The sequence below is a fragment of the Bradyrhizobium sp. AZCC 2289 genome (assembly GCF_036924615.1).
In the GTDB taxonomy this organism is placed as follows: domain Bacteria; phylum Pseudomonadota; class Alphaproteobacteria; order Rhizobiales; family Xanthobacteraceae; genus Bradyrhizobium.
Map to the genome: position 1 here is coordinate 7822860 of NZ_JAZHRY010000001.1, position 19676 is coordinate 7842535.

The 19676-nt window shown below is 63.5% G+C and carries 17 protein-coding genes; 8 read left to right on the forward strand and 9 right to left on the reverse strand.

The window, feature by feature from the left end; all coding sequences use genetic code 11:
- Positions 1–28 precede the first annotated feature (28 nt).
- Genes V1289_RS36965 through V1289_RS36980 form a run of 4 tightly spaced genes read right to left on the reverse strand, consistent with a single transcriptional unit; the run spans position 29 to position 5113 of the window.
- Entirely contained in the window at positions 29–1663 is a 1635-nt protein-coding gene (locus tag V1289_RS36965; RefSeq protein WP_334403650.1) for an ABC transporter ATP-binding protein, read from the reverse strand.
- A complete protein-coding gene (locus V1289_RS36970; RefSeq protein ID WP_334403652.1) occupies positions 1660–2490 on the reverse strand; it encodes an ABC transporter permease in 831 nt (276 codons plus the stop codon). The genes V1289_RS36965 and V1289_RS36970 overlap by 4 nt, the downstream gene beginning before the upstream one ends.
- Before the next feature lie 4 nt (positions 2491–2494).
- On the reverse strand, positions 2495–3472 hold the full coding sequence (locus tag V1289_RS36975) for an ABC transporter permease (protein WP_334403653.1): 978 nt from the start codon (positions 3470–3472) through the stop codon (positions 2495–2497).
- Between the two features lie 24 nt (positions 3473–3496).
- Positions 3497–5113: an ABC transporter substrate-binding protein gene (locus tag V1289_RS36980; protein ID WP_334403655.1), complete on the reverse strand. Its 1617-nt coding sequence runs from the start codon at positions 5111–5113 to the stop codon at positions 3497–3499.
- A gap of 324 nt (positions 5114–5437) precedes the next feature.
- Between V1289_RS36980 and V1289_RS36985 the strand changes: the two genes are divergently transcribed.
- On the forward strand, positions 5438–5737 hold the full coding sequence (locus tag V1289_RS36985; RefSeq protein WP_027536409.1) for an HU family DNA-binding protein: 300 nt from the start codon (positions 5438–5440) through the stop codon (positions 5735–5737).
- Between the two features lie 196 nt (positions 5738–5933).
- Here the strand turns inward: V1289_RS36985 and V1289_RS36990 are convergent, their stop codons facing one another.
- On the reverse strand, positions 5934–6713 hold the full coding sequence (locus tag V1289_RS36990; RefSeq protein ID WP_334403664.1) for an SDR family oxidoreductase: 780 nt from the start codon (positions 6711–6713) through the stop codon (positions 5934–5936).
- A 227-nt stretch (positions 6714–6940) separates the two neighbouring features.
- On the opposite strand from V1289_RS36990, the gene V1289_RS36995 reads away from it, so the two are divergent.
- The 5 genes from V1289_RS36995 (at position 6941) to V1289_RS37015 (ending at position 14274) form a co-directional block, all read left to right on the forward strand.
- Positions 6941–7786, forward strand: a complete 846-nt coding sequence (locus V1289_RS36995) for a CmcJ/NvfI family oxidoreductase (protein WP_334403666.1) — start codon at positions 6941–6943, stop codon at positions 7784–7786.
- 81 nt (positions 7787–7867) lie between these two features.
- Positions 7868–9124: an MFS transporter gene (locus V1289_RS37000; RefSeq protein ID WP_334403668.1), complete on the forward strand. Its 1257-nt coding sequence runs from the start codon at positions 7868–7870 to the stop codon at positions 9122–9124.
- A gap of 73 nt (positions 9125–9197) precedes the next feature.
- The gene (locus V1289_RS37005; RefSeq protein WP_334403670.1) at positions 9198–10862 is read left to right on the forward strand and encodes a hydantoinase B/oxoprolinase family protein; all 1665 of its coding nucleotides are present in this window, start codon (positions 9198–9200) and stop codon (positions 10860–10862) included.
- A 2-nt stretch (positions 10863–10864) separates the two neighbouring features.
- Positions 10865–12907 (forward strand): hydantoinase/oxoprolinase family protein, encoded by a 2043-nt coding sequence (locus V1289_RS37010; RefSeq protein ID WP_334403672.1) that lies wholly within the window; start codon positions 10865–10867, stop codon positions 12905–12907.
- Positions 12908–13038: 131 nt separating this feature from the next.
- Positions 13039–14274 carry an ABC transporter substrate-binding protein gene (locus V1289_RS37015; RefSeq protein WP_334403673.1) on the forward strand — a complete coding sequence of 412 codons (1236 nt, stop codon included), beginning with the start codon at positions 13039–13041 and terminating at the stop codon, positions 14272–14274.
- A 205-nt stretch (positions 14275–14479) separates the two neighbouring features.
- Here the strand turns inward: V1289_RS37015 and V1289_RS37020 are convergent, their stop codons facing one another.
- On the reverse strand, positions 14480–15700 hold the full coding sequence (locus tag V1289_RS37020; RefSeq protein ID WP_334403675.1) for a mandelate racemase/muconate lactonizing enzyme family protein: 1221 nt from the start codon (positions 15698–15700) through the stop codon (positions 14480–14482).
- Positions 15701–15908: 208 nt separating this feature from the next.
- Entirely contained in the window at positions 15909–17150 is a 1242-nt protein-coding gene (locus V1289_RS37025) for an amidohydrolase family protein (RefSeq protein WP_334403677.1), read from the reverse strand.
- 166 nt (positions 17151–17316) lie between these two features.
- Here V1289_RS37025 and V1289_RS37030 point away from each other — a divergent pair, with 166 nt between their 5' ends.
- Positions 17317–17736, forward strand: a complete 420-nt coding sequence (locus V1289_RS37030; protein ID WP_334403679.1) for a nuclear transport factor 2 family protein — start codon at positions 17317–17319, stop codon at positions 17734–17736.
- A gap of 116 nt (positions 17737–17852) precedes the next feature.
- On the opposite strand, the gene V1289_RS37035 is transcribed toward V1289_RS37030, so the two are convergent.
- Positions 17853–18611 (reverse strand): GntR family transcriptional regulator, encoded by a 759-nt coding sequence (locus tag V1289_RS37035; RefSeq protein ID WP_334403680.1) that lies wholly within the window; start codon positions 18609–18611, stop codon positions 17853–17855.
- Positions 18612–18664: 53 nt separating this feature from the next.
- The gene (locus V1289_RS37040) at positions 18665–18817 is read right to left on the reverse strand and encodes a hypothetical protein (protein WP_334403682.1); all 153 of its coding nucleotides are present in this window, start codon (positions 18815–18817) and stop codon (positions 18665–18667) included.
- Between the two features lie 25 nt (positions 18818–18842).
- On the opposite strand from V1289_RS37040, the gene V1289_RS37045 reads away from it, so the two are divergent.
- Positions 18843–19673: an ABC transporter ATP-binding protein gene (locus V1289_RS37045; RefSeq protein ID WP_334403684.1), complete on the forward strand. Its 831-nt coding sequence runs from the start codon at positions 18843–18845 to the stop codon at positions 19671–19673.
- Positions 19674–19676: the final 3 nt, after the last annotated feature.

A 19676-nucleotide genomic window follows, 5' to 3' on the forward strand; every position in this document is an offset into this window, starting at 1 on the left:
AGAAACGCTGCGTACCGCGCGTGCCTGGCTACACGATCGCCGCGTCGCGCTTGCGGGTGAAATCGCCGCCGGGAATCGAGGCCAGCAGCGCCTGCGTATAGGGATGCTGCGGGTTGCCGAACACGTCGGCGGCGAGCCCTTGCTCCACCACGGCGCCATCCTTCATGACAGCCACGAGGTCGCAGATCTGCGCGGCGACCCGGAGATCATGGGTGATGAAGATGATGGACAGGCCGAGCCGCTGGCGCAACCCCGCCAGCAGTTTCAGCACCTGCGCCTGCACGGAAACGTCGAGCGCGGAGACCGGCTCGTCGGCGACCAGCACGTCCGGCTTGAGCGCCAGCGCCCGCGCCAGTCCGATGCGCTGGCGCTGGCCGCCGGAGAATTCGTGCGGAAAGCGGTCAGCCGAGGAGGGATCGAGGCCGACCAGCGCGAACAGCTCCTTGGCCTCGGCGATGGCTTCCGCCCGCGGCGTGCCGTGCACGATCGGTCCCTGCGCGACCAATTCGGCCGCCTTGCGGCGCGGATTGAGCGAGGCGAACGGGTCCTGAAACACCATCTGGATATGACGGGTTTCGCGGCGGACCTCCTCGCGGGTTAGTTTCGCCCAGTCCTTGCCGCCGAGCACGATCGATCCGGTCTCCGGATCGATCAGCCGCACGATGCAGCGCGCCAGCGTCGATTTGCCGGAGCCGGATTCGCCGACAATGCCGAGAGTCGCGCCCCTCGGCAGGTTGAGCGACACGTCCTGGACCGCCGGCGTCACGCGCGCGCCGCGTCCCAAAAAGCCGCCGGTGCGATAGGTTTTTGAGACGCCCGATATGGTCAGGATGTTCTTGCCCGAGATAATGCGCGCCGGCGGCGCCTTCAGCGGCGGCACGGCGGCAATGAGCTGTTTGGTGTAGGGGTGCCGCGGATCGTTGAGAACCTGTGCCGCTGCACCTTGTTCAACGACTACCCCGTGCTGCATCACAACCACGCGGTCGGCGATCTCGGCGACGACGCCGAAATCATGGGTGATGAACAGCACGGCGGTTTTCTTGCGCTGCTGCAGGTCGCGGATCAGCTTCAGGATTTGCGCCTGCGTGGTGACATCGAGCGCCGTCGTCGGCTCGTCGGCAATCAGGAGTTTCGGATCGAGCGCCAGGGCCATCGCGATCATGGCGCGCTGGCGCTGGCCGCCGGACAGCTCATGCGGGTAGGCCTTTGCCGCGACTTTGGGGTCGGGGATGCGAACGTCGGCGAGCAGCGCCAGCACTTTGGCGGATATCTCGGCCTTCGACAGCTTTGTATGGATCGAAAACATCTCGGCGATCTGATCGCCGATGGTGCGCAGCGGATTGAGCGCGGTCATCGGCTCCTGAAAGATCATGGCGATGCCGGCGCCGCGCACCTGGCGCATCTCGGCGACGGAAGCGGCGCAGAGGTCGCGCCCTCCGAACACCATGCGGCCGCTATCGATTCGAACCTCGTTCGGCAGCAGCCGCATGATGGCGTTGGCCATCATCGACTTGCCGGAACCGGATTCGCCGACCACGCACAGGATCTCGTTCGAGGCGATCGACAGCGATACATCCGACAGCGCATGCGGCCGGTCTGCGCCTTTCGGCAGGCTCACGCCGAGATGTTCGATCGAGAGGACGGCGGCGGCGATCTCGCTCATCGGCTCTTCAGCCTCGGATTGAGCGCATCGTTGAGGCCCTGGCCGACCAGCGACACCGCCAGCACGGTGACAAGGATTGCGATACCGGGGATCGCCGAGACGTACCACTGCACCCGCAGCACGTCGCGGCCGAGCCCGATCAGATTGCCCCAGGAGGCGACGTTGGGGTCGGACAGCCGAAGGAACGCCAGCGCACTTTCGAGCAGGATCGCGACCGCCATCACCACGCTGGCGTAGACGATGACCGGCGGCATCGCATTGGGCAGGATCTCGCCGAGGATCAGCTGAAGGTCCTTCATGCCGAGCGTCCGTCCGGCCTGGACGAATTCGCGGTTGCGCAGCGACAAAAATTCGGCGCGGGTCAGCCGCGCCGGCGCCGGCCATGACACCACGCCGACCGCGATCGTGACGGTGGTCAGCGTCGAGCCGAACACGGCGACCAGCACCAGCAGCAGCACGAAATTAGGCAAGGTCTGGAATGCCTCGGTGATCCGCATCAAGACATTGTCAACCCAGCCGCCATAGTAACCGGCAAAGGCGCCGACGAGGATGCCGATCAGGATCGCGATCGCGGTGGCGACGCCGCCGATCAGCAGCGAAATCCGCGCGCCGTAGAAAATCTGCGCTGCGATATCGCGGCCGGAATTGTCAGTGCCGAGCAGGAAGCGCGGATTTGAGAACGGCCAGATCAGGGGACGTCCGGCCAGCGCCAGCGGATCGCGCGGATAGAGGAAGCTGGCGCTGGCGGCCATCGCGATCACCACCAGCAGCAGGATCAGGCCTGCGACCGCAGCGGGACTGCGAAAATAGCGTTTCAGCGCGTCCATGCCTTCAGCCCTCGGCCGCGATGCGCGGATCGAGCCGCGCATAAAGGAGGTCGACGACGAAGTTGACCACGATGACGAGCAGGGCGGAGACGAACACGATCCCGAGCAGCGTATTGAGGTCGCGCTGCACCACGGATTCGTAGGCCAGCCGCCCAAGGCCGGGCAGCGAGAACACGCTTTCGACCACGACGGAGCCGCCCAGCATGGTGCCGGCCTGCAGGCCGATCAGCGTCACCATCGGCAACAGCGCGTTGCGCAGGACGTGGCGCGTTACCACGCGGGTCTCGTCGAGGCCCTTGGCGCGCGCGGTCCTGACATAATCGAGGTTGAGGACTTCCAGCATCGAGGCGCGCATGATGCGCAGATAGATGGCAAGAAAGATCAGCCCAAGCGTCAGCGTCGGCAGCACCAGGTGTTTTGCGATGTCGATGACGCCCCAAATGCCCGCTTGCGCGGTTCCGATATCCTGAAACCCGCCCGCCGGCAGCCACTGCAGATAGATCGAGAACACCACGATCGCCATCAATCCGAACCAGAACGACGGGGTGGCGTAGAAGATCAGGCCGAGCGTCGAGATCAGCGTGTCCGGCCAGCGGTTGACGCCACGGGCGGCGATCACGCCGAACAACAGGCCGAAGAAGAACGCAAAGGACAGCGAGGCGGTCATCAATAGAATGGTCGGCGGCAGCCGTTCCAGGATCACGGTCGCGACCGGCTTGCCGTAGATCGAGGAGAAACCGAGATCGAGGCGGATCAGCCGCCACAGATAATTGCCGAGCTGCACGGGGACTGAGAAATCGAGGCCGTAGAACTTGCGCAGCTCGCGTGCGGTCGCAGCATCGCCGCCGCCCATCTGCGCCATCAGCGCGTCGACGGTGTCGCCCGGCGCCAGCTGCAACAGCAAAAACACGCCGATCAGGATCAGAATGAGTGTTGGAATCGAGGCGGCAAGACGCCGCCCCGCAAGGCCAAGGATGCGCATGGGGAGATACTGACGGACTTCGCGTCAGGCGGAAAGCCAAAGATCGTGCCAGCTTGCCGAGCCCCAGCGCGGGGTGTTGGAGTGGTTGCGCGCCTTGGCCGATATCACCGTGACGAAAATCTGCTCGATCGGCATCCAGACCGGCAGTTCCGTATTCACCTCCTTGACGAACTCGGCATAGAGCGCCTTGCGCTTGGCCGGGTCGATCTCGGTGGCGGCGTCGTCAATGGTCGTGTCGACGGTGGCATCCTGCCAGTCCCATTGGTTGGTCCAGGGCGCGCCCTTGGGCTGGCCCGAGCGGTACCACACCGTGGTCGAGACGGCAGGGTCGTTGCGGTATTGATGCCATCCGGTGGCGAGGTCGAAGGCGTGCTCGTCATAGACCTGTTTGAGGAAGCCGCCGCCGTCATTGCGCACGATATCGATGGTGATGCCGACTTCGCCAAGGGATTGCTGAATGAAGGTCGACCACAGCGAGATATCTTCGCCCCACGGCGCCGGCAGCAGTTTTAGCGAAAAGCGGGTACCGCCTGCGCCCGCCTTGAAGCCGGCCTCGTCGAGTAGCGCGGCCGCCTTGGCCTTGTCGTAGGGATATTGCGGCGTGTTGGCGCCGGGATAGAAATCGGTCGAGGTCGAGGGGATCGGCCCGGTGCCGAGCTTGGCAAAGTCGCCGAGGAAATTGTCGATGAAGAACGGCACATTGATTGCATGCGCGATGGCGCGGCGGACGCGAATATCCGACAGCTCCTTGCGGCGAAAATTGAACTCGATGGTGTTGGTGCGTGCGTTGCCTTCATTGCCCTTGGTCGAGACGATGAAGCGCTTGTCTTTGGACAGCCGCGCCATATCCGAGATCGTCAGGCCCGAGAACGGGCTGTAATGCAATTCGCCGGCTTCCATTTGCGCCGCGGCCGCGGCGCGGTCGGTGATCACGCGCCAGACGATGCGGTCGAGATAGGGCGCATTGGGGCGCCAGTAGTCCGGATTGCGATCGGCGATGATGTATTGCCCGCGCTCGTATTTGACGAATTTGAACGGGCCGGTGCCGACCGGCGCCAGATTGGTCGGGTTCTGGTGGATATCGCCGCTCTCGTAGAGGTGCTTTGCCGAGATGTAGCCGAGGTCGGGCAGCGCGCGCAGCAAGAGGTTGAGCGGCATCGGACGCTCGTAGTGGAAGACCGCGGTCTGCGGATCCGGCGTGTCGACTGCGGTTAGGAAAAGCTGCAGCGTCGAGCCGTAATTCAGAATCTTCTTCCACATATTCATGGCGGTGAATTCGACGTCGGCCGAGGTGAACGGCTTGCCGTCGTGCCAGGTGACGCCCTTGCGCAGCTTGAAGGTGACGGTCTTGCCGTCGGGCGCGGCTTCCCAGCTCTCGGCGAGCACGCCGACCGGCTGGCCGTTGGCGTCGAGGTCGACCAGATTTTCCTGGATCTTGCCGCCGATGATGTAGACGCCGGTGGAAGCCTGAATGCTGGGATTGAGCTGGCGCTGCTCGGCGCCGTAATGGACGTTGAACACGCCGCCCTTGCGCGGTGTTTCCTGTGCAAAAGCCCGCATCGGATTGATGACATTCGCCGCGATCGCGGCCGATGTCAGCAGCGCGGTTCGGCGGTTGATTTCGAGGCGGGTCAAGTCCATTCGGCGGTCTCCGGGGGCGCATCGGGTGGTGAGCCACCTCTGCGGCGGCAGCTGGGTCCGATGTTACGATGGAAGGTGAGCCAGAGTCATTTTCTAATGATGTTCTGATTCGGAAAGATCATTCCTGAAACGCGCCGCAGACGATTCTTGCCGCCCGAAACCTCTTGAAATAGAGCCTCCGCCACGTCCGGCAGGCCAGAAAACGCCTAGAACTGCAGGAAATAGCGCCTTTCGCGGCGATATAGCTGTGCAGAATGTCGAAAAGCCTGTTTTTTTAGCCAGTTTCCGCCATAACGTGCTCATTCCAGAATCAATGGAGCAAACATGGCTACCCAAATGTCGAAGTCGCAGTTGATCGAAAAGATCGCGACCACCACCGAAGTTTCCAAGAAAGAGGTCAAGGGCGTGATGGAAGCGCTCGTCGACGTCGGTCACAAGGAGCTGAAGAAGAACGGGGTGTTCCTCGTTCCCGGCTTCGCGAAGTTCGTTGTGGTCAAGAAACCCGCGACCAAGGCCCGCAAGGGAACCAACCCCTTCACGGGCGAAGAGATGATGTTCAAGGCCAAGCCGGCCCGGAAGATCGTCAGGGCACGGCCGGTCAAGGCTGCCAAGGACGCGGTTTAAAAAAGAAAAGGCCTCCGGTGACGGAGGCCTTTTGCTTTTGGACTGTCGATCTCGGCCTTCGGTCTGCGTTGCCTCATGGTTCGAGACGCGCGGCTTCGCCGCGCTCCTCTCCATGAGGGGGACGAGGACCTCATCCTGAGGAGTGCTGCGTCAGCAGCGCGTCTCGAAGGATGAAGCCGCCGAACTTGAAAGCGGGCTACACCACCGGTGAACGGCCGCCGTCGACATTGATGGCGGTGCCTGTGATATACGAGCCCTGCTCCGAGGCGAGGAAGCAGGCGAGGTTGGCGAACTCCTCTGCGGTCCCCATCCGGCCGAGCGGAACGCCCTTGGCCAGATCGTGGGTAAAGGCGTCGAAATCCGTGTCCGGTGCCCTTTGGGCGTGCCGCTTGACCCATTGATCGCTGACGATCAGGCCGACCAGCATCGCATTGACCAGGATGTTGTGCGCGCCGCCTTCGTTGGCCATCGCCTTGGTCAGCGCCATGCCGGCCGCGCGCGAAACCGAGGTCGGCGTCGATGCGGCGGCAGGCGCCTTGGCGCCGATGTTCAGCACATTGATGATGCGGCCCCATTTGCGCGCCTTCATGCCCGGCCAGACCAGCCGGCTGAAGCGGATCGCGGCGAACAGTTTCAGGTCGAGGTCTTCCTGCCACATTTCGTCGGTGACGGTCTCGAACGCCATTGCGCGCGACGTCCCCGCATTGTTGACGAGGACATCGATCTTGCCGAGATCGGCTGTGATCTTCTCACAGGTCTTCGAAATGTCCGCCGCCTTGGAAACGTCGCAGGCGTAGTCGCGGACCTCGAGGCCGTCCTTGGCGAGCCGCTCCCGCGCGGCCTTCAGATCCGCTGCGCCGCGCGCCAGGATCGCGACCCTGGCGCCGGATTCGGCAAATCGTCGCGCGACCGCGATGCCGATCCCCTTGCTGCCGCCGGTGACGACGGCAACGCGGTCTTTCATGGTGATGTTCATGGTTTCTCTCCCTGGCGGATTTATTGTTGCCGCGCATCGCGCAAGCGTCAATGTCGGCGGATTTGCCTTGCCAGAACAACCACGCGGCCCGGGCGACGCAGACGATACGAATTTTCTCCGGTTTGCACCCTCCGAAATCGCAACGTTGCTATTTGCGGGGCGGCCTTGCGGGGAGCGGCGGCACCGCCAAGATCAAAACAACAAACAATGGAGTCCGGGAGACCACCATGGGCCTTCAACAAACCAGCATCGAGTCGCTTCCGTTCGTCACCGCCGAGTTGAACTACCTGGCGCCGACGCCGGGAAAGCCACGAACCTACGCGTTCGATCCGCCGCCGGGCGAGCCCAAAACCACCGCGCTGCCCGAACCTCACAACGTCCCGGTCTTCGATGCGCGGCTGATCGTCGACACCCTTTCGCTCGACCGCGAGGGTTTTGCGCTGGTCAAACACCCGACCATCGTGCGGAATTTCTACGACGATAAGGAGGTGAGGAGCGTCTACTATCCCGCCGCCGAGGCCTTCCTCCGGGCCACCCTGAAGGCCGATCGCGTCGTCATCTTTGACCACACCGTGCGCAAGCGGGTGGAAGGTGCCGCCGATATTCGCGGCGCCGGTCCGCGGCAGCCGGCGACCCGCGTCCATGTCGACCAGACCGATGTATCGGGGGCCAACCGCGTGCGCGAGCATTTGCCCGATGAGGCCGATGAGCTTCTGAAGGGGCGGGTGCAGGTCATCAATCTGTGGCGGCCGATCCGGGGGCCGTTGCGCGACGCGCCGCTGGCGATGTGCGACGGGCAGACGGTTGAGCCCGGCGATCTCGTCGCCTCCGACCTGATCTATCCAAACCGCAGCGGCGAAACCTATTCGGTCAAATACAATCCCGACCATCGCTGGTTCTACGTTCCGCAGATGACCGCCGACGAGGCGCTGCTGCTGAAGTGTTACGATTCAGCAACCGATGGCCGTACCCGGTTCGCGCCGCATACCGCCTTCGTCGATCCGACCACGCCGGCGGACGCGCCGCCGCGCGAGAGCATCGAGCTGCGGACGCTGGTCTTCCACAAGCAGTGATCGCGTGGCGGCAGGCGATTGGCGTCTGCCGCTTATTGGTGATACGCCGCGTCTCAAGATTTTTTTGGGACGAGACGATTCATGGACGCGGGGAAGGTTGACGGTGCGGGGACCAGCTTCCGTGCGTTGATTTTTGCGCTTCTGGCGCTCGCCTGCGGCCATATGCTGTCGACCTTGCTGCGGACGATCCCGGCCATCAGCCTCGACCTGATGGCCGCCGATTTCGGCACGCCGCCGCAGGCGCTGGCGAGCCTGACCTCGATCTATCATTTTGCCTTTGCCGCCTCGCAGATTCCCGTCGGCGCGGCCATGGACCGCTTTGGCGTCCGGCCGGTTTCGCTGAGCCTTTTGCTCGGAACCATCGTTGGCGCGATGGCATCCGGCTTCGCCACCGGGCCGGAGAGTTTTCTGTTCGGACAGTTTCTACTCGGGGTCGCGACATCGGGGATGCTGATGTGTCCGATGACGCTGGCCGCAAAGCAGATGTCGGCGGCGCGGTTCGGTCTGTGGTCCGGCGTGATCCTGTCGATCGGCAATATCGGCATGCTGCTGTCGTCGAGCCCTCTCGCCTGGGTCGTCGAGCATCTGGGCTGGCGGGCCGGGTTCTGGATCTCCGCAGGGCTCGGTTTTGCGGTGGCGCTCGCCGTGTTCGTGTTGGTCCCGAAACAACCGGCCGCGCATGCGGACAGATCCTCGCCGCTGTCGCAGATGGCCGAGGTGCTGCGCCTCGGCCTGTCGCGTCCGCTTCGCGGCCTGATCGCATTGGCGCTGGTCTCGTTGGCGGCCACACTGGTCTTGCGGGGATTGTGGGCTGGTCCGTGGCTGATGCAGGTCAAGGGGCTTAGCCGCGTCGAGGCCGGCAATGAACTCGGCGTGTTCACGGTCGCTCTGATTGTCGGGCCGTTGTGCATCGGGATCTTCGACCGCAAGTTTGGCCATCGTCGGGGCATCCTCGCTGCCAGCCATTTTCTGGCGGCGGTCTTGCTTTGTCTGATGGCAGCAGGCGCGCCGCATTATCCGGTTTCAGACCTGTTCGGCGTTACGGTCATGCCCGCGCAATATGATGCCATCCTGTTCGTCCTGATCGGCTTCGTTCTATCGTCGCAGCCGCTGCTTTACGGAATGACGAGGCAGCTCGTCGACGCCCAGAATACCGGCAAGGCGCTCTCGGCGATCAACCTTGCCTTCTTCCTCGGTGCGGCGCTGATGCAGTCGACAACCGGGTTGGTTGCGGCACTCCATGGCTTGCCTGCAGTGCTGCTATTCATGGCTGCGGTGCTGGCGGTCGGCACCTCCCTGTTTTTGATCTATACGTCGCCGGCGACAGCGGTAAGATAGACACCCATACGCAGCGCCCGGCAGTTGGCGGAAGTCTCCCCCGAACTGGCGATGCGTTAATAACAAGGCAATAATGTCCACCAAGATCGATCCCATCACCCGATCCGTCGTCCAGCATCGTCTGAGTTCGATCGTGAAGGAAATGGGCGAAGCCATGCTTCGCACCTCCTATTCCCAGATCCTCAATTCCAGCCGCGATTTCTCGCTGGCAATTTGCGACGCCAGTGCGCGCCTGATCGCGCAGGCCGACCACCTTCCGGTGCACGTCGGCGCGCTGCCGTGGGCGACGATCGCGGTCGAGGAGCGGTTCAAGGACGTCGCACCAGGCGACGTCATCCTGCTCAACGATCCCTATCATGGCGGCAGCCATCTGCCGGATCTGACCGTGTTCGTGCCGGTTTTCGCCGGCGACAGGCGTCTGCTCTGGACCATCGTTCGTGCCCATCAAAGCGATATCGGCGGCGCCACCCATGGCGCCTACAATCCAGCCGCCACCGAGATCTTCCAGGAGGGGCTGCGCATTCCGCCCATCAAGCTCTACGAGGCCGGACGGCCGCGCGAGGATCTGCTCGATCTGCTGGCGCTGAACGTCCGAAACCCGCGCGAGTTTCGCGGCGACCTCGCTGCGATGCTGGGGGCTGCGCATCTCGGCGAGCGGCGCGTCTCGAAACTGTTCTCGGAGTTCGGCGCGCCCGTCGTCGAAGCCGCCATTGAAGCGATCCTCGACGCGACCGAGCAGCAGACCCGCGCGGTGGTTTCGACCTGGAAGGACGGCGTGTTCCATGGCGAGGCATTTCTCGACGATGACGGCCATGGCCGCAGCGACATCCGCATCGCGGCGAAGGTCACCAAAAAGGGCAGCGATATCGAGGTCGATCTCTCCGAATCCGATCCGCAGTCGACCAGTTTTGTGAATTCCTCGCATGCCAACATGCAGGCTGCGGTCGCAATGGCCTTTGCCTATCTGATCGACGCCGAAATCCCGAAAAACACCGGCGCACTGCGGCCGCTCAAGGTGATCGCAAAACAAGGCACGATTGTCTGGGCCGATCCGGGCCGACCGGTGACGCTGTGCACCAGCCATCCCTCCAATGAAATCGTCGAGGCGATCGTCAAAGCGATGTCGGCGTCCTGTCCGGAGCGCGCGATGGCGGGCTGGGGCCGCCGGTTCCGGATCGCGATCCAGGGCGAAGACCCGCGCACCGGGCGCGATTTCATCTGGCACATGTTTCACGCCCGCCCCGGCGGCGGCGCCTCGTCCGGTGGCGACGGCTGGTCGTCGATCGGCGAGTGGCATTCGGTCGGCGGCCTCAAATTCGGCAGCCTCGAAGTCGCCGAAGTGCGCTTCCCGCTGCATTTCCGGCAGCATGAATTCCGCGCCGGCTCCGGCGGCGACGGACAGTTTCGCGGCGGGCTCGGCGTCTCGCTCGATCTGGTGCTGGAGACCGAGAAGCCGGCGAAGGGCAACACCGCCGGCGATGGCGTGCGCTATGGACCCTGCGGCATGCTCGGTGGCGAGGACGGCCAACCGCATCGCTATCGTCTGCTGTCGGAAGGCCGCGAGCCGCGCCTGTTGCGCACCAAGGAAGTCGGCATCGAACTCCACCCCGGCGATTGCCTCGAAGTCCGCTCCTCCGGCGGCGGCGGCTGGGGGCCGCCTTCCCTGAGATCGGCGAACGCGCGGCAGCGCGACGCGGAGCAGGGACTGACCGGCACTCCGGCGGAGCAGCGTAGCTAACAATGTTCAGAATAGGAGTTGATGTCGGCGGGACCTACACCGACCTGGTCGCCACGGATGAAACCGGGCGGACGATCTTTGCGAAATCCCCGTCGACGCCGGCCGACCAGTCGCTCGGCGTCATGGCGGGCCTGGAAGAACTGGCGCGCCGTCTGGGCGTGACGCGCGCGGAGATGCTGGCTACGACCGAGCGCCTCGTTCATGGCACGACGGTCGCGACCAACGCGCTGCTGGAGCGCAAAGGAGCAAAGGTCGCGCTGCTCACCACCGAGGGCCATCGCGATATCATCGAAATGCGCGAAGGCCTGAAACCCGACCGTTACGATTTGCGCTCGCCGCCGCCGGAACCGCTGGTGCCGCGCGAACGCCGCTTTGGCGTGCGCGAGCGGCTCAAGGCCAGTGGTGAAGTTCTCACGCCGCTGGACGCCGGATCGCTCGGCGAAGCCATTGCCGCGGTCAGGAAATCCGGCGCGACCTCGGTCGCGGTTTGCTTTCTGCATTCCTACCTCAATCCCGTCCACGAACGCGCCGCGGTCGAGCGTCTGACAAAGGAATTGCCTGGCATCAGCGTGTCGCGGTCGAGCGATGTGCTGCCGCAGATCAAGGAATATGAGCGCGTCTCGACCACGATCGTGAACGCCTATGTCGAACCGGTCGTGCGGCGCTATCTGACCAACCTCGAAGCGCGGCTGACCGAGGCCGGATTCAAAGGCAGCCTTTTTATCGTGCTGTCGCATGGCGGCATGGCGCCGGTGGAGGAGGCCTCGCGGCTCGCTGCCGGCACGGTGCTGTCCGGACCCGCCGGCGGCATTTCGGGCAGCCGGCGCTGCGCCGTTCTGCTGGGTATTCCCGATCTGGTGCCGTTCGACATGGGTGGAACCAGCACCGATATCTCGCTGATCTCGGACGGGCAGGTGTCGCTGTCCGCCGACGGGATGCTCGCCGGCCAGCGCATCGCGCTGCGCAGTCTCGATATCGCCAGCATCGCGGCTGGCGGCGGTTCAATCGCCAGCGTCGACAGCAGCGGTACATTGCGGGTCGGGCCGGAGAGCGCCGGCTCGGTGCCGGGGCCGGCCTGTTACGGCAATGGCGGCACGGCCGCCACCGTCACCGACGCCAACGTCGTGCTCGGCTATCTCGATGCCGCCGCGTTCATGGGCGGCGCGCGGCCGCTCGACCGCGCGGCCGCCGAGGCCGCGGTCGACCGGATCGCGGCATCGCTGGAACTGTCGCGGCTCGAGGCCGCCGCCGGCATCCACAAAATGATCAACCTGACGATGGCGGATGGCATTCGCCTGATGACGTTGCGCCGCGGCGTCGATCCCAGAAAATTCGCGCTGCTGAGCTTTGGCGGCGCAGCCGGATTGCACGCCGCCGAAGTCGCGCGCGAACTGGAAATCAAGCGCATCATCGTGCCGACAGTGGCCTCGGTGCTGTCGGCCTGGGGCATGCTGACCAGCGACCTGCGTTACGAACTGAGCCGGACCCATTATGGCGCCGGTCCGCGCATTTCGGCCGGCGAAGTGCGTGAGCTGTTTGCCGAACTGGAACAACAGGCGGCCGGCCGGCTCCGCTCCTGGTTCAACGGACCGGTTTCGATCGAACGCTCGGCAGAGATGCGCTACGGCGAGCAGGTCTTTGAAATCGACGTATCCCTGACCGATCTTGATCTGGCTGCGCCTGACATCGTCGAGCAGATCGAGGACCGCTTTCACCGCCGGCATGAGGAGTTGTACACCTACGCCTCGCGCGGCCAGGAGGTGGTGTTCGTCAACGCGCGGGTCGCGGCGGTCGGCGCAGTCGCGCCAATCGATCGGGATACGGGATCCGCAACGTCGTCCGGCGCCTGCTCGCCACGCACGACGCGGCAGGCGTTCTTCGGCGCGTGGCGCGAGGTTCCCGTCTATTCGCTCGACGCACTCGAGCCCGGTCATTCCCTGGCGGGGCCTGCGATTATCGAGGCCGAGACCACGACGGTGCTGGTCGATAGCGGCGACCGGGTGACCGTTAACGCGCTGGGCTGGCTGGATATCAGGCTGCGCTGACGGATCGTCCGGCCACCGGTCAAGCGCAACAATTGATTTCAACAGTCACACTTGCGCGGTATTGTTGTGATCGCTGGATGGAACGCAGTGGGCGGCTTCCGGGGGCGGTCAATGCGTTTGAGGCGATGTTGATGCAAACAATAAAACAAACCGGACTTTCGATATCTTTCCTCCTCGCCGCGCTCCTCACCTCTACGCCGCTGAGCGCGCAGCAGGCCGCCGACGCCGGCGCGGCCGACAGCGACATCCGCATCGGCAATATCATGCCCTACACCGGGCCGCTGGCTGGGTTTGCGACCATCGGAAAGGCGGAGGCTGCCTATTTCAACATGGTCAACGAGCGCGGCGGCATCAACGGACACAAGATAAAGTTCATCTCCCGCGACGACAGTTCGAATGTGAAGGAAGCGGTCGAGCAGACCAGCGATCTCGTCGAGAAGGAGAACGTGCTGCTGATGTTCGGGTCGTTCGGAACGCCGGGCAATCTGGCCACCCGGAAATATCTCAACGACAAAAAGATACCCCAGCTCTTCGTCGCCTCCGCCGACGAGGAGTGGGCGCACCCCAAAAAATTTCCGTGGACGATGGGCTGGCAGCCGACGTTTCGGGCAGAGGGAAGGATTTACGCCAACTACATCCAGGCTTCCTATTCGGACCGCAAGATCGCCGTGCTCTGGCAGAACGATCAGTTCGGTCGCGATCTCTTCCGCGGATTGCAGGAAGGCTTGGGAGTGACCGCCGACAGGATTGTGGCGGACATCGCCATTGAAGCGGATATGTCGATCGATGCCCAGGTCGACATCCTCAAGAACTCCGGCGCTGAAGTGCTCGTCCTCAATTGCGCGCCGCCGATCTCGGCCCGTGCCATCCGTAGAGCGGCCGAATTGGACTGGCATCCGGTGTTGGTGCTGGTCAATGCGGCGGCATCCATAGCAAACGCGTTGAGACCGGCGGGGCTTCAGAATGCCGTCGGCGTGATTTCAACCTCGTTCCTCAAGGATGCGGGCGATACCACCTGGAAAGAAGACCCTGCCATCAAGGCGTGGCTGGCGTTCATGGACAAATATTATCCCGACGGCGACAGGGAGGACGCCTACGCCCTGTTTGGCTACGCGGCAGCCGAAACGCTGTTGCAGGTGTTGACCCAGTGCGGCAACGACCTCTCGCGCGAAAACATCATGCGGCAGGCGGCGTCCCTGAAAAACTATCAGAACCCCATCGCGCTGCCGGGCATCGCGATCAACACCGGGCCGACCGACTTCCGCCCGATCGAGCAGATGCGGCTGGTGCAGTTCGACGGCAACGCCTGGCAGCCGATCGGCGACGTGATCGAGAGCGCGTTTACGAGTTTGCCGGGGGATAATTGATCCGGGAAATTCGATCGTCGTCCCGGCCCGTATGCGCAATTGCGCATCAGGAGCCGGGACCCATAACTCCAGGAAGTAGTTTTGCGGAAGATGTCTACCACCGCGTCCTATCGAGAGATTCCGCGGTATGGGTCCCGGCCCCCCGTGCGCAATTGCGCACTAGGCCGGGACGACGTGTGGAGAGCGTCTTAGTCTGATTTCAACATCATCGCTTTCCCGCCTGCCCGTAATTCAGCAACCCGGCCTTGCTCTTCGCCGGATGCGCGCGCAGGCCTTCCTCGTTCGGCTCGGTACCCCAGCCTGGCCGATCCGGAATGACGAGGTGGCCGTCGACATAGTCGGGGACATGTGTGAACAGCTCATGATCCCACGCGAGGCGATCGATATCGGTTTCCATGATCCGCAAATTCGGCACCGCCGCGCAGAAATGCGCGTTCATCATGGTGCAGAGATGTCCGTAGAAATTATGCGGGGCGACGTTGACCTCGAAGTGTTCGGCGGCGGCGGCGATCTTCATCGACTGCCACACGCCGTTCCAGGGCGTGTCGACGATCGCGACATCCATCGCCTGCTCGGTGAAATAGGGCAGGAATTCGCGCAGGCCCAATAACGTCTCGCAGGACGAGATAGGATACGGGCTCTGGCGGCGGATATAGCCGAGCGCCTGGGGATTGAAACTGTCGATCTCGACCCAGAACATGTCCATATCCCGGATCGCGCGCAAGATCTTCAGATAGCCTTCAGTCTTGGCGTTGAAGTTGAGGTCGAGCAGCAGATCGACGTCGGGTCCGGCGCCATCGCGGATCGCCTCCAGATGCATGCAGAGATTGCGCAGCACCTTGCGGTCGACATTGATCTCGGGCTCGAACGGCGAGCCGAAGCCCGGCCGCCAGCCCTGCGGCTTGCCGTCGGTGTAGACGAAGATATTGGTCTTCATCGCGGTAAAGCGCTTTTCGCGCACCTCGTAGCCGATCGCCTTGACGCCGTCGAGGTCGGTAATGGCCGGCTTGTACCAGTCGGGATGATTGATGCGCCAGGTGGCGCAATGCGACCAGTAGACCCGGACCCGGTCGCGGATTTTGCCGCCGAGCAGTTCATAGCAGGGCACGCCGAGCGCTTTTGCCTTCACGTCCAGCAGTGCGTTCTCGATCGCGCCGAGCGCCAGCGCCACCACGCCGCCGGCGGCGGGACGCGTCGCAGAAAACAGCTCGGCGTAGATCCGTTCATGCTGGAAGGCGTTCTGGCCGATGATCCGCGTCGACAGCCGCTGGATTGCGGTGCCGACGCCGGGCGCGCCGAACCCTTCGTCGAATTCGCTCCAACCGACGATGCCGTCTTCGGTCATGACCTTGACGAAGTGGTAGTTGCGCCAGCCGGCGTCGCAGGACAGGGTTTCGACGCTTCTGATGCTGGATGTCTTGGTCATGATTTTCCTGCCCGGCCGTGTTTTTGAGTTGGCCGATAACAACAATGGATTGATCGGCCCGTCAATTGCATGAGGGGCATCCCGTGGCCTCATGGTTCGAGACGCGCGGCGTTGCCGCGCTCCTCACCATGAGGATCTGAGACCTCATCCTGAGGAGCGGCCACTTGGCCGCGTCTCGAAGGATGAAGCCACCGAACTGGAAGATGTCCTAGCCTTGCGGCGGAAACAGCGTCGGCCGGCGCCGCTCGAACACCTGGCGCCCGTGCTTGAACCCCATCAGCACGTCAGGCAATTCCGCGATCGCGTTGGGGCCGGAATCGGTATCAAGGACGACCAGATCGGCGGGATTGCCGACGGCGATGCCGTAATCCCGCAGGTTCATCAGGCGTGCGGGGAGGTCGGTCACCAGGTCGAGACAGGCGTCGAATTCGCTGACGCCGGCATGGGCGACATTGGCGTAGAAGTTGGCCATCCGCAGCAGCGACGCATCGCCGAACGGGGTAAATGGATTGAGCACGTTGTTGGTCGCGACCGAGCACAGCACGCCGCTTTCGACCAGCCTGTGCGCGACGGTGAGCCCGCGCGGCGAGTTGTGCGTGGCGTCCCGCCCCATCAGATAAAGATCGGTCGCCGGCAGCACGGTAACGGCGACGCCGGCCTTGGCCAGCCGCCCGGTGGCTGCCTTGAGTTGTTCCGGCGGCATCGCCGAAAGCTTTGAGGCGTGGCCGATGGCGACGCGGCCGTGATAATTGCGCCGGTCGGTCTGCCGGCAGACCTCCTCCATATGGCACCAGGATGGATCGAGATCGAAGTCGAGGTGGAGATCGACATCGACGTCGAACTGTTGCGCCAGATCGAACAGCTTTTCGATATGCGCATTCGGGTCGGTGTCCATATAGGGACAGCCGCCGATGGCCTCGCCGCCGTCGTGCAGGGCTTCGACCAGAAGCTCCTCGGTGCCGGGATCGTTGGTCAGGCCTTCCTGCGGAAACACGCAGATCGACAGGTCGATCGCCCAGCCATAATCGCGCTTCAGCGCCTTGATCGCCTCGAACCCGCGCAAACCGATGCGCGGGTCGATTTCGACATGGGTACGCATGTGCGTGGTGCCGTGCACGACGGCGCGTTCGATCACGCGGGCGCCGCGCGCATAGATATCGTCGACCGTGAAGTCGCGCTTCATCGCCGCCACCGCTGATATGGCTTCGCTGACGGTACTGTGATCGTGCCCGCAGCGGCCGAGCAGGCAGGCCTTGTCGAGATGGATGTGGGTGTCCACGAAGCCGGGCAGCGTTAGCCTGCCGCCGGCGTCGATCTCGGCGGCTTCGCAGGCGAGACGCGGTTCGATGGCGGCGATCCGGCCGCCGGATACCCCGATATCGACCGGTGTTGCCGCGGACCGCGTCCTGGCATTGCGGAAGATCAGGTCGAAGGCGGTTCGCGCGTTCATGGGCAAAGCAAGCTGGAGGAGACAGACGGAGGAACCGAACCCTAGCGGAAGCGCCATCATCAGGCAGCACCAGATTGTGTGCAGTTCATAGGCCAAAGTGTTCAAAAAATGTGCATGCAATCTGACAGCCGGATTGTAGTATTTCGACGTCCACGGAGAATCCGCCATGTCCGCTGCTGCGCAAGCCGAAGCCCGATCCTTGTCGGATGCCGAAGTGGTCGAAGCCTATCTGACCGCGTCGATGATCCCCGATCCGGACGCCGCCGCAGCCTTTATGAAGCCGGGCACGGTGATCACCTTCACCGGCGGACGCGAATTCGATCATCCGCGCGGGCCGACCGGCTTCAATGCGCGGCGCTATCGCTGGGTAAAAAAGCAGATGGACCGCTTCGATGTGTGCCCCGGCAATGGCGAGACCGTCGTCTACAGCGTCGGCACGCTCTACGGCGAATGGATCGACGGCACGCCGTTCGAGGGCAACCGCTATGTCGACCGCTTCGTGGTCAAGGACGGCCGGATCGTGAAGATGGATGTCTGGAACGACAGCGCGGAGCGGATTTTGGTTCATCGCGGGATCGAGGCGTGACGGCGCATCGGCTGATACTTCGTCGTCATTGCGAGGAGCGAAGCGACGAAGCAATCCATTCTTCCTTTTGCGCGGCGCGATGGATTGCTTCGCTGCGCTCGCAATGACGGCTGCGGCTACCTAACCCTCACCACCTTCGGCAGCTTCACCACGCGATCGCTGTCGCCCTCCTCGGCATAAGGCGCTAGAATATCCAGCAGATCGCGGCCGCGTTGCGGGGCGGGCGCCACCAGCGCGCGGTTGGCGACCGAATCCAGATGACTGTGCATCAGGCTCATCACCTTGCCTTCGTCGCCCTTGACGAGCGCCGCGATGATCGCGCGATGCTCGTTGATCGCGCATTCCGACGAGTGCGGGCGGCTGTACAACGATAGTGTCAGACAGCAGCGATAGGCGACCTCGCTGACATAACGCACTAGGATCGGGCTGTTCGTCATGTGGGCGAGCAGGATGTGAAACTCGGTCGCCAGACGGATCGATACCGCGTCGGTGCCGTCCCGGGCACCATCTTCCGCATCGACATGGGCATTGAGCGTGGCGATCTGGGCTTTGGTCAGCTTGCCGGCGAGCTGGCGCACCACCAGCCGCTCGAGCTCGATCCGGATGTCGAAGGCATCGCGGGCTTCCTGCCAGCTCGGCGTCGCCACCACCGCAATCCGGTTGCGGCGAAGTTCGACCAGGCCTTCGGCGGCCAATTGTCCAAGCGCATGCCGCGCAATGGTGCGGCTGACACCGAAGCGTTCGCCGAGCGAATCCTCCGGCAATTTCGCGCCGGGCTCCAGCGCCTGCTCGATGATGGCGCGGCGCAGCGCGCGGCAGATCACGCTGACCTTGTCGGAAGATTCAGCAGTTTTGCTGGCAGCGCGAGGCGCCATCGGCGAATCCTTGATCGAAGTGCTTCGAATGGGAACCTGCATATCACAGCTGTTCAACAATTGAGCGCCTGAATTGCATGCAGTTTGGTGGCCCGATTGCCCAAATTGAATCCGGCGAAATTCGGCGGCTTTTGGCGATGCTGTTGATTTAAAACGCGAGTTTCGCTGGCATCCGGCTTGCATGCACTTACTGCCATGATGCGCATGCAACCAGTTTCGGAGTTCGAGGCAATGCCGGTTCCGGCCGCCGCCGCGCCTGTCGCCATCGAACTGTCGGACGCGTCGGTCACCTTCGGACGCGGTGCGCGGGCGGTGCCGGCGTTGTCCAAAACCACGCTCCGTATTGCCGATGGCGAGTTCGTCGCCCTGGTCGGGCCGTCCGGCTGCGGAAAGTCGACCATCTTGCGGCTGGTGAGCGGCCTGGTTCAGCCGACCACCGGCGTCGTCATCGTCGGCGGCCGGGAAGTCGCGGCGCGCGCCTTGCGGGTCGGGATGGCGTTCCAGAATCCGACCATGCTGCCGTGGATGACGATCGAGCGGAACATCATGCTGCCGCTCAAGATCGTCGAGCCGTTCCGTTCGCAGTTTCGAAAACTGCGCAAGACTGAATTCCGCGACAAGGCCAACGCATTGCTGGAGCAGGTCGGGCTGAAGGGGTTTGGCAGCCGGTTTCCCTGGCAACTCTCCGGCGGCATGCTTCAGCGCGCCAATCTGTGCCGCGCGCTGATACATGAGCCGCGCATGCTGTTGCTCGACGAGCCCTTTGGCGCGCTCGACCAGTTCACCCGCGAAGAGCTGTGGTCGATCCTGCAGGATCTCTGGATGGCCCACAGCGCCACCGTGCTGCTGGTGACCCACGATCTGCGCGAGGCCGCGTTCCTCGCCAGCCGCATCTGCGTGATGAGCGCGCGGCCCGGCCGCATTCTCGACGACAGCCAGGTCACCTTCAGCCGCCCGCGTACCGTCGCCAACACATTCGAGCCCGACTTCGTGGCGCTCAACCAAAAACTGAGAGCCTTCATCGTCGATGCCCGAACCGCATCAGCAGAGGGAGCGGCTTAAGCC

Coding starts and splice junctions, on each gene's coding strand:
- V1289_RS37005 (WP_334403670.1), top strand. CDS start 9,198: ATGTCCACCAAGATCGATCCCATCACCCGATCCGTCGTCCAGCATCGT.
- V1289_RS36965 (WP_334403650.1), bottom strand. CDS start 1,663: ATGAGCGAGATCGCCGCCGCCGTCCTCTCGATCGAACATCTCGGCGTG.
- V1289_RS37010 (WP_334403672.1), top strand. CDS start 10,865: ATGTTCAGAATAGGAGTTGATGTCGGCGGGACCTACACCGACCTGGTC.
- V1289_RS36975 (WP_334403653.1), bottom strand. CDS start 3,472: ATGCGCATCCTTGGCCTTGCGGGGCGGCGTCTTGCCGCCTCGATTCCA.
- V1289_RS36990 (WP_334403664.1), bottom strand. CDS start 6,713: ATGAACATCACCATGAAAGACCGCGTTGCCGTCGTCACCGGCGGCAGC.
- V1289_RS37025 (WP_334403677.1), bottom strand. CDS start 17,150: ATGAACGCGCGAACCGCCTTCGACCTGATCTTCCGCAATGCCAGGACG.
- V1289_RS37045 (WP_334403684.1), top strand. CDS start 18,843: ATGCCGGTTCCGGCCGCCGCCGCGCCTGTCGCCATCGAACTGTCGGAC.
- V1289_RS36980 (WP_334403655.1), bottom strand. CDS start 5,113: ATGGACTTGACCCGCCTCGAAATCAACCGCCGAACCGCGCTGCTGACA.
- V1289_RS36995 (WP_334403666.1), top strand. CDS start 6,941: ATGGGCCTTCAACAAACCAGCATCGAGTCGCTTCCGTTCGTCACCGCC.
- V1289_RS36985 (WP_027536409.1), top strand. CDS start 5,438: ATGGCTACCCAAATGTCGAAGTCGCAGTTGATCGAAAAGATCGCGACC.
- V1289_RS37000 (WP_334403668.1), top strand. CDS start 7,868: ATGGACGCGGGGAAGGTTGACGGTGCGGGGACCAGCTTCCGTGCGTTG.
- V1289_RS37015 (WP_334403673.1), top strand. CDS start 13,039: ATGCAAACAATAAAACAAACCGGACTTTCGATATCTTTCCTCCTCGCC.
- V1289_RS37035 (WP_334403680.1), bottom strand. CDS start 18,611: ATGGCGCCTCGCGCTGCCAGCAAAACTGCTGAATCTTCCGACAAGGTC.
- V1289_RS36970 (WP_334403652.1), bottom strand. CDS start 2,490: ATGGACGCGCTGAAACGCTATTTTCGCAGTCCCGCTGCGGTCGCAGGC.
- V1289_RS37030 (WP_334403679.1), top strand. CDS start 17,317: ATGTCCGCTGCTGCGCAAGCCGAAGCCCGATCCTTGTCGGATGCCGAA.
- V1289_RS37020 (WP_334403675.1), bottom strand. CDS start 15,700: ATGACCAAGACATCCAGCATCAGAAGCGTCGAAACCCTGTCCTGCGAC.
- V1289_RS37040 (WP_334403682.1), bottom strand. CDS start 18,817: ATGCGCATCATGGCAGTAAGTGCATGCAAGCCGGATGCCAGCGAAACT.